The organism is Sphingobium jiangsuense (assembly GCF_014196495.1).
In the GTDB taxonomy this organism is placed as follows: Bacteria; Pseudomonadota; Alphaproteobacteria; order Sphingomonadales; family Sphingomonadaceae; genus Sphingobium; species Sphingobium jiangsuense.
On sequence record NZ_JACIDT010000041.1, the window covers coordinates 1 to 8,126 of the forward strand.

Annotated in this window: 9 protein-coding genes; 5 read left to right on the forward strand and 4 right to left on the reverse strand. The window is 60.4% G+C overall.

Going from position 1 to position 8,126, the window contains the following annotated elements; all coding sequences use genetic code 11:
- Positions 1–133: 133 nt before the first annotated feature.
- The 3 genes from GGR43_RS22850 to GGR43_RS22860 all read left to right on the forward strand — a co-directional run bounded on the left by GGR43_RS22850 (position 134) and on the right by GGR43_RS22860 (position 5,276).
- Positions 134–1,990, forward strand: a complete 1,857-nt coding sequence (locus GGR43_RS22850; RefSeq protein WP_246343992.1) for a type IV secretion system DNA-binding domain-containing protein — start codon at positions 134–136, stop codon at positions 1,988–1,990.
- A gap of 37 nt (positions 1,991–2,027) precedes the next feature.
- Positions 2,028–4,964: a MobF family relaxase gene (gene mobF / locus GGR43_RS22855; protein ID WP_188074024.1), complete on the forward strand. Its 2,937-nt coding sequence runs from the start codon at positions 2,028–2,030 to the stop codon at positions 4,962–4,964.
- A gap of 72 nt (positions 4,965–5,036) precedes the next feature.
- Positions 5,037–5,276, forward strand: coding sequence for a hypothetical protein (locus GGR43_RS22860; protein ID WP_188074028.1), 240 nt, complete (start codon positions 5,037–5,039; stop codon positions 5,274–5,276).
- A 33-nt stretch (positions 5,277–5,309) separates the two neighbouring features.
- Here GGR43_RS22860 and GGR43_RS22865 read toward each other — a convergent pair whose 3' ends face one another.
- Genes GGR43_RS22865 through GGR43_RS22875 form a run of 4 tightly spaced genes read right to left on the reverse strand, consistent with a single transcriptional unit; the run spans position 5,310 to position 6,887 of the window.
- The gene (locus GGR43_RS22865) at positions 5,310–5,507 is read right to left on the reverse strand and encodes a DUF6961 family protein (protein WP_188074025.1); all 198 of its coding nucleotides are present in this window, start codon (positions 5,505–5,507) and stop codon (positions 5,310–5,312) included.
- Positions 5,507–5,815, reverse strand: coding sequence for a DUF5818 domain-containing protein (locus tag GGR43_RS22870; RefSeq protein WP_188074029.1), 309 nt, complete (start codon positions 5,813–5,815; stop codon positions 5,507–5,509). The genes GGR43_RS22865 and GGR43_RS22870 overlap by 1 nt, the downstream gene beginning before the upstream one ends.
- The gene (locus GGR43_RS23680) at positions 5,806–6,231 is read right to left on the reverse strand and encodes a thermonuclease family protein (RefSeq protein WP_246343993.1); all 426 of its coding nucleotides are present in this window, start codon (positions 6,229–6,231) and stop codon (positions 5,806–5,808) included. The genes GGR43_RS22870 and GGR43_RS23680 overlap by 10 nt, the downstream gene beginning before the upstream one ends.
- Positions 6,232–6,242: 11 nt before the next feature.
- Positions 6,243–6,887, reverse strand: a complete 645-nt coding sequence (locus GGR43_RS22875) for a S24 family peptidase (protein WP_007011047.1) — start codon at positions 6,885–6,887, stop codon at positions 6,243–6,245.
- 819 nt (positions 6,888–7,706) lie between these two features.
- Here GGR43_RS22875 and GGR43_RS22880 point away from each other — a divergent pair.
- Positions 7,707–7,883 carry a hypothetical protein gene (locus GGR43_RS22880; RefSeq protein WP_188074026.1) on the forward strand — a complete coding sequence of 59 codons (177 nt, stop codon included), beginning with the start codon at positions 7,707–7,709 and terminating at the stop codon, positions 7,881–7,883.
- Positions 7,873–8,073: an AAA family ATPase gene (locus tag GGR43_RS22885; RefSeq protein ID WP_188074027.1), complete on the forward strand. Its 201-nt coding sequence runs from the start codon at positions 7,873–7,875 to the stop codon at positions 8,071–8,073. The genes GGR43_RS22880 and GGR43_RS22885 overlap by 11 nt, the downstream gene beginning before the upstream one ends.
- Positions 8,074–8,126: the final 53 nt, after the last annotated feature.

The window sequence follows — 8,126 nt, forward strand, 5'->3', positions numbered from 1 at the left end:
CCGCAAGATCGCCGCTTAATATCAACCCCAGGACGAGGCCCGCACTCCGCTAATTTACGCCGCGAGTTGTGCCAAATGTTCTGACGACGGACAGCACAACCAGCGCGAGCGCGCCCGAGAGCTTTCGAGCGCCATGGGTTGGAAATGGCATCTGTGTTCGCCCAAGGAGCTGACCGCGGCATTTCCATACCGGCCCTCGCATCTTGCGACGGTGGTCTATCCCTGGCGGCTCGAACAGAGCCACGCCATGCTCATCGGGACCACCGGCATGGGCAAGACAGTCGCCATGTCGGACATGATTGCCGAAGCCCGCGCCAAGGGACAGCGCTGCGTCGTCTTTGACCTAACCGGCGCTTTCATCGAACACTTCTACCAGGCCGACCGGGACATTATTCTGAACCCGCTCGACGCGCGCTGTCCCCAATGGAGCCTCTTCGACGAATGCCGCACCGAGGGTGAATTCTGGGCGGCAGCGGAAGCCCTCGTGCCCCATGACGGGGGCGGGGAGGCGCAGTTCTGGGTCATCGCGGCGCGTGCCTTGTTCGTCGAGTTCTGCCTCAAGCTGGTGGCCGAAGGGCGGGGCACCAATGCTGCGCTTGCCCGCGAACTGATGACCGCTGATCTCTCGCGGGTCCACGCCATGATGCGAGGCACGATCGCCGATCCCCTGACTGCTCCTGAAGCCGCGCGCATGGCGGAATCGATCCGGGCAGTGTTCAACGTGAACGCCAAGGCGCTGAAGCTCCTGCCCACTTCCGGGCGCCGCTTTTCAGTCCGCGATTGGGTCGAGGAGGGCGACCATGAAGACGAGGGCACTAACGCCGAAAGAAGTGGCTCGATGGTCTTCATCTCCGCGCGCTACGTCGACATGAGCGTGTGCGCGCAGCTGCTCACGCTGTGGCTCGATACGGCAATGAATACGCTGATGACGATGCCGCGCACCAAGGACCTCAAATGCTGGTTCTTCATCGACGAGCTGGGCGCGCTTCACCGGCTCCCCGCTCTCGAGAAAGGCCTGCAGACAGCGCGCAATTTCGGCGTCGCCATCGTCACCGGCATCCATGCCTATGCCAAGCTCAAGGAGGTCTACGGTGAGAACATGGCGATGACGCTTGCATCGCTTGCCCGGACGAAATTGATCCTCGGTACGGCAGACCGCGAGACAGCTACCTGGTGTTCCGACTTCATCGGCCATCGCCAGGTTCGCGACATGGAAGAAGGCTACACCTATGGTTACAACAATGCCCGCGACGCCGTCAGCCTGACGCCGCGCAAGCATATCGAGCCTTTGCTGCTGCCCGACCAGTTGATGAACCTGCCGCGTCTGTCGGGCTTCATTAAATTCCCGGACGGCTTTCCTGCGGCGCCGGTCCGTCTGAAGCCGATAGACCGGGAAAAAATCGCGCATGTTTTCGTCGGTCGTGCCAAGGATCGACAGCCGATCCAGCAGGTCGAAGGCAAGAGTGAAGGCGGCGAGACAGCTGACAATCCGCCAGCAAATCATAGCGAACATCCTTCGTCGAACGATGACGGGGCAGGCAAGCCTGTCGTCCCGAAGCAAGGTACTCTTCCACTTGAGCCGGTAGTCGAGGCGGATGCCAAGCAATCACGCCAGCAGGCGGCGAAACGGGCGGAGAAGGACATTCCCGATGACCCCAGGAAGCCGTCAGGTAAGTCTGGTCATCGGCGAAAATCGTCGCCCGAAGCGCACAAGGCAACGCCGCGCAATTCCCGTCCGTTGCTGCCAACGAATGCGGCGCTCCGCAAAGGCGATCATCCCGATGAGAAAGATCCATCGAATAGCGTGAAGGAGGGACGTCGAAGCGACTTGCCACGGGCCAATCCGCCCTCGGATAAGCCGCAAGCCGTCGATCGGACAGCCCAGCGCCAGCGAGAGGCAGAAGCCCGCAAGCTCATGCTCGAAGACGGCGTTCCCGAGCAGGATCAGCCATCGCAGGAGGGGCCCGACCTCGGCGATTTTGAACTGTGACGCACGAGGCAGACGCCGCCTGGCGGAGTGAGAAGTCATGCTCTCTGTAGCCAATGTCCGCACTGCTGGCGGCGCTGCCAACTACTTTGCCGCCGACAATTACTATACCCGCGCCGATGCCGAGAGATCTGGTGAATGGCTTGGCAAAGGTGCGGAGATGCTTGGACTGCGAGGCGTTATCCAAGCCTCGCAGTTCGAGGCCGTGCTCAAGGGCATTCTGCCCGATGGCAGCCGTGTCGGGAGCGATAACAGGGCGCATCGCGCCGGCACCGACCTCACATTCTCGATGCCCAAGAGCTGGTCCATCCTTGCCCTCGTCGGCGGAGACAGACGTATCCTCGATGCCTATGGCGCGGCCGTCAGCGAGACGCTGGCCTGGGCCGAGAAGAATCTCGCCGAAACCCGCATGGAGGTCCGAGGCAAGGAACGGGTGGTCGCGACGCGCAATCTCGTGATCGGACTTTTCCAGCACGATACAAACCGTAATCAGGAGCCCAACGCGCACTTTCACGCCGTGGTTGCCAATGTCACCCAGGGACCCGACGGCAAGTGGCGTGCACTGAGGAATGACAAACTCTGGGAGCACAACACGCTGCTCAATTCCATGACCATGGCGCGTTTCCGCTTGGCCGTAGAAAAGCTCGGCTACCAGGTTGGCGAATTCGGCAAGCATGGCAATTTCGAAGCGGTGGGCGTCCCAAAACCCGTGCGTGACGCCTTCAGTTCGCGCCGCACCGAGATTCTCGAGGCATACTCGACCATGGAGGCAAAAGGTCCGGCCGCATTGGATGCAGCCACATTGATGACCCGCGCGGATAAGGGGCCAGTGGCAGACCGCCAGGCTCTCGTGAATCAATGGCGCGAGGCAGCAGCACAGTTGGGCTTTGATCCGAGACTTGTCATTGCACAGGCCAATGCACGGGCCGCCACCGACATTGGCTCTGTCTCCGGAATTGGAAATTCGGTCCGATCGATCGGTCAGCGGGCGCGCCTCTTGGCTGCGACCTTCGCGGAGCGTCTGGGGCTACGTCAGGGCGACCCACTTGTGCCTCGCGACATGGGGCGCCGGACGCCCGAACAGATCGCCGCCGTTCATGCGGTTGCATCGGCAATCCGGCATTTGGGCGAGCGCGAGGCGGCGTTCTCGCGGACCGAGATATATCGCTCAGCACTAGGCTTTGCCTTGCCCACCACGCTCCCCGACATCGAACACCGCGTCGACCAGTTGCTGCGCCAGGGCCACCTGCAAAAAGGCAAGGGTGCAGATCGCAATCTTGTCACGACCCGCGATGCTATCGGGCTCGAACAGCGCATCATCGCCGCCGTCGAAACCGGACGTGGCCATGGGTCTGCCGTGGTCGCAGCCGATGTGGCCGGAGAGCGGCTACAGGCGCTCTCTCAGCTCAAATATGGTCTGACCTTGAACCCTGGCCAGGAGGGGGCAGGGCGCCTGCTGCTCGCCTCGCACAACCGGATTGTCGCCATTCAAGGCGTAGCTGGCGCCGGCAAGAGTACCGTCCTCAAACCCGTGGCGGACATCTTGCGCGAGGAAGGCAGGTCCGTGCTCGGACTAGCAGTCCAGAACACGCTCGTGCAGATGCTTGAACGTGACACCGGCATTCCCTCGATGACGGTCGCGCGCTTTCTACGTCAACATCAGGGCCTTCTGGAAGGAGCAGACCAGGCGAGGCTTGCCGAGGCACGCGCGTCTTTGCGCGGCACCATTGTGCTACTCGACGAAGCCTCGATGGTCGGCAATGCCGACAAGGAAAAGCTCGTGCGCCTCGCCAACCTGCTTCAGCTAGACCGCTTCGCCAGCATCGGGGACAGGAAGCAATTGGGCGCTGTCGATGCGGGCAAACCCTTCGACGTCATGCAGCAAGCAGGCGTCGAAACCGCGATCATGAACACCAACCTCCGTGCCCGCGATAAGGCGCTGCGCGATGCTCAATATGCAGCGCAGAGCGGAAATATCGACGAGGCCTTGCGGCATCTCGGTCCGCATGTCGTCGCGTCGGGAAATACAGCCGCCGTCGATGCTGCGGCGGCCTGGCTATCGCTTTCGCCTGCAGAGCGAGAGGTGACCGCCATATATGCGTCGGGTCGCAACTTGCGCGGACAGGTGAATGACGCCGTGCAGATCGGGCTCAAAGCCAATGGCGAATTGGGACCGGGTTCCTTGGCTCTCACCATGCTGTCGCGGGTGAACCTTACGCGTGAGGAAATGCGTTATGCGCGCAGTTATGCGGTAGGCATGGTGCTCGAAGTCGACCGCCGGCAAAGGGGGCAGGGACTGCAAAAGGGCCGCTATAAAGTGGTCGAAACCGATCCCACCCGCGAACGCGTGATGCTGCAGAACGAGCGGGGCAAGCGCTTTGAATTCCGGCCGGGCCAGATGCGACCGCAAGGTGAGCAGGATCCGCTGCGTCTGTTTGAGGTTCGCCCACTCGAAATCCACGATGGTGAACGCATTCGCTGGACGGCGACGGATCACAAGCGCGGCCTGCTCAACGCCGATCAGGCGCGCATCGTGGCGGTTGATCCGAAGGGTGTCACGGTGAAAACCTCGCTTGGCGCCGAGCACCGGCTGGGGCTGGGCGACCCCATGCTCGAGCGTCTCGATCTTGCCTACGCGCTCAATGCGCACATGGCGCAGGGCTTGACCTCTGACCGCGGGATTGCCGTCATGGACAGCCGCGAACGCAATCTTGCCAACCAGCAGACATTCCTCGTCACGATAACCCGTCTGCGCGACGGCCTGACCCTGTTTGTCGACAATGCGGGCAAGCTCGAAGCAGCTGTTGAGCGCAATCCGGGAATGAAGCGCTCGGCGCTCGAAACGGTCAATCAGCTGCGCGATGCGGCAGCAACGGGCCAGGCTAAGGGCAAGGCGTCTGATCGTTCGCAAGAACCGGCTCGCGAGCCGCCCGAACTCGATCGCTCGATCACCAAGCCCTTCGAAATCGGGATCTGACACAGCGCCTATCCGCATGGGTTCATATGGCACCGGTTGACTGTTTGTTCTGTTTTTGTTCTCATGGCGACCATGTCCCGAATCGCCGATGAAATCCTGTTCACGCATATCGAAGTCGCGATTGCCATCGCGTCCGAAGCAACGCTTGTCGGGCTCGGCGCTGACGACCCGCGAACCCAGCGCAATGCTCGTGTCGATCTCGCGCGCCATCTGGTCGAGCGGATGCAGGGTTTGGAGATCGAAAGCGAGGGGAATGCCAGCAGGAACTCTCAGCCCACTCTCTTTCCAGGCGATCTCTCGCCGATGGGCTGACCGACATTGAGATGTGGTTGAGGTAATATTGGCTTATTGCAGGCCCGTCGGGCGATCCTTGCCCATCAGCTCTGCCACGCGTTTGGCAATGGCTTTCCAAGTGGCGATGCCCGCCTCGTCCTGTGCCAGCGCGAGCGCGCCGATCTGCTCGGCGACATGAAGCGGTGCATTCTCACCATGGGTCTTCAGGACCTGGTTGGCACAGGCCCAGAGTTCCCAATCGCTCAGCATCAGCCGAGACGTCCAACAAGGCCGAGGAAGAACGCGATCAAACCGTAGCCCACGACACTGCCCGCCAGGAGAAGTTCAATATTGAATTTGGAGCGAGGAGGGCGGGGTTGTCCTGCTGGCCAGATCTGATCGCAGATGAGCTCGTTGAACCCGGCGCGGCGTCCGCAGACTTCCACTTCGCATCCGAGCAACTGGCGTGCTCTACGCCCGGCGTCGAGTTCCCACACCCCGCCTCCCGAATGGAGTTCAAGTCCGAAGGGGCCTTCGGCAAGACGGCCTGTCAGATAGAGTTCCGGGCCTAGCGGCATGCAGGCCCTTTCCAGTAGCGATCCCAGCGCAGCACTGTGCGTGTCTGGATCATCGAGCAGGAGAGATCGGCTCCGCTTGGCAGTCGGCACCAGGCAGCCGTCCGGTTGCCACCTGCCGAACCTTCCGACCGGCACGTCAATCTCGGTCCACGAACCACGACATGCCCTGTCGAGATGGTCCCGCGAGGGCCGCCAAGAAGATCAACGAGCGCGTCGCGCGCTTCGATAGCCGATGCGTCGGGACACGGCTGATTGGTCCGGCATGTCCCGTCCATTTCGCGCGCGGCGATCCCGGCAATGCGAACATGAGCGCCTTCGGCGCACCATATGGGCCCGTCGCCATCCCAGACATGCGTGGGCGTGCAGGTAAAGGTCTGGCCGGCAGCGACGATCGAGGCAGCGAGGAAGGCAAGCATTGGCGAGCTACCTAGCGAAGCGCGCGGCCGAACCAAAGCACGCGGCCGACGATATTGATCGTCCGCTTCTCCAGGCCGCGCCAACTTGGATAGGCCGGATTGTCGCTGAGCACCGAGACCCGCTTGCCTTGCGGTTCGATAGCGACCCGCTTGACGCTGAGCATGTCATCCATGCGCAGCACATAGATTCCGTCGCGAAGCCGTGACTGTCCATCATTCAGGTCAACCATGACTTCATCGCCGTCATGCAGCGTTGGCTCCATCGAGTCCCCGTGCACGGCGATGATCGAAAGGCTTGTCGCCTTGCTTGCGGTCAGACGGCGCAGCCACTTTTCGTCGAACCCGAACTGGGCGCATTTGGATTCCATCTCGGCCAAAGCGCCGTGCCCTGCCGAGGCTTCGACATCGAGAACCGGGACATGGACCAGTTCGACGACAGGGCCGGATCGCCGCTCGGGAGCGCCAAGGATTTTTTCGTCTACGCCGAAGAAGCGAGCGAGCACGGAGCGGTCCTGCTCATCCAGTTGCCGGGGACTGCCGCGGCGGATGTATTGCTGGATGTAGGCCGCGTTGCGTCCAAGAAGGCGGGAGATCGAGGAGTAATTACACCCTCGTTGCTGGATCAGATCGTCCAGAGCTTTGCGTGCATCTTCCATCGCTGCGGGTCCTATCGCATCCGTCTAGGAAATTCGATCCTAGACTCTAGGAAGCCTTCCTAATAAGAACATAACAAGAACACAAGCGGAAAGCGAGTCGAAGGCGATGGATCTCCTGGACCAGATTGAGGGCTATTTGGCGCGAAGCGGTACGAAGGCCAGCATGTTTGGTAGGCAGGCTGTCGGCGACCCACGGTTTGTTCAGGATCTTCGCGAAGGGCGTCGGCCGAGGCGCAAGACGCAGGAGCGGGTGAAGCAATTTCTGACGGAAAAGCGCTGAGCTGGGCGGTAGATGGCCTAGCCTTTGCGATGTCATGGAACCTGGACCTGCCCTGCTCCGGCCTTAGTGGCGGGGATGAGCCTGTTTGTGATGGCTGCGTGAACGTCGTAGCGGCTGGAAGCCAATAGCGTCATGTCCTGATCTCCTTCCGCTGTTTTTGAGGACGCGAAGGAGCAGGATCGTGAAATAGGCGGACAGACAGCCGTCTGGCGAAATGGGAAACGCGGAAGGTGGAGCAACGCGTAGGTGAATGGGCGGGCCCCGTGCCAACGTCGCCGAATTTTCTCAGGTAACGGCAAAAGGGTGGGTTGGCCTGAGCACTTGCCTGTCGATTCTAGAACAAGATTGGGATTGGACGACGAGCGATGTCGCGCTTCTTGCTTGCCCGATTGGGATACGGCTTTTCAATGGTTTGCCGCTATGACTCATATATTCTACCATGTTTTGTATGTTTTTCATGTAGTTGCCGGATCACGCAATGGTTGCATTGTAGCCAACACTTTGCGATCCTGCCGAATGCAGGGAGGGAAATGATCCGCATGGCAAGTGACGAGGAAGTCGAAGGATTGAGCAATGAGCCAATCGTTCGCGAGATCATTGAACTGGAGCGATCATATTTCTTTGAAAAGAGAAATGTGAAGACCGAACGCCAAAGGAAGCTCCGAGAGCTGATTGAACGGCACACGAAGGCGGGAGATCACACTCATGATACTTGAGGAGATCAGACTAACCGACTTCCGCTGCTTTTTTGGCGAAACGTCGATTCAGTTCTCTGAGGACCCGGAAAAAAACGTCACTATTATCTATGCCGAAAACGGTGTCGGAAAAACAACACTGCTAAATGCGCTCTTGTGGTGTTTCTACGTGTCCGGCGTCAGCGCCAATGGCACAGATTTGAGGTTGTGAATTAAGGAGGATTTGGGCTTCGTCGTAGTGACGAAGGAACGAAGATGAAGCCC

Coding starts and splice junctions, on each gene's coding strand:
- GGR43_RS22865 (WP_188074025.1), bottom strand. CDS start 5,507: ATGCTGAGCGATTGGGAACTCTGGGCCTGTGCCAACCAGGTCCTGAAG.
- GGR43_RS22875 (WP_007011047.1), bottom strand. CDS start 6,887: ATGGAAGATGCACGCAAAGCTCTGGACGATCTGATCCAGCAACGAGGG.
- GGR43_RS22880 (WP_188074026.1), top strand. CDS start 7,707: ATGGCAAGTGACGAGGAAGTCGAAGGATTGAGCAATGAGCCAATCGTT.
- GGR43_RS22870 (WP_188074029.1), bottom strand. CDS start 5,815: ATGCCGCTAGGCCCGGAACTCTATCTGACAGGCCGTCTTGCCGAAGGC.
- GGR43_RS22850 (WP_246343992.1), top strand. CDS start 134: ATGGGTTGGAAATGGCATCTGTGTTCGCCCAAGGAGCTGACCGCGGCA.
- GGR43_RS23680 (WP_246343993.1), bottom strand. CDS start 6,231: ATGCTTGCCTTCCTCGCTGCCTCGATCGTCGCTGCCGGCCAGACCTTT.
- GGR43_RS22860 (WP_188074028.1), top strand. CDS start 5,037: ATGTCCCGAATCGCCGATGAAATCCTGTTCACGCATATCGAAGTCGCG.
- GGR43_RS22885 (WP_188074027.1), top strand. CDS start 7,873: ATGATACTTGAGGAGATCAGACTAACCGACTTCCGCTGCTTTTTTGGC.
- mobF (WP_188074024.1), top strand. CDS start 2,028: ATGCTCTCTGTAGCCAATGTCCGCACTGCTGGCGGCGCTGCCAACTAC.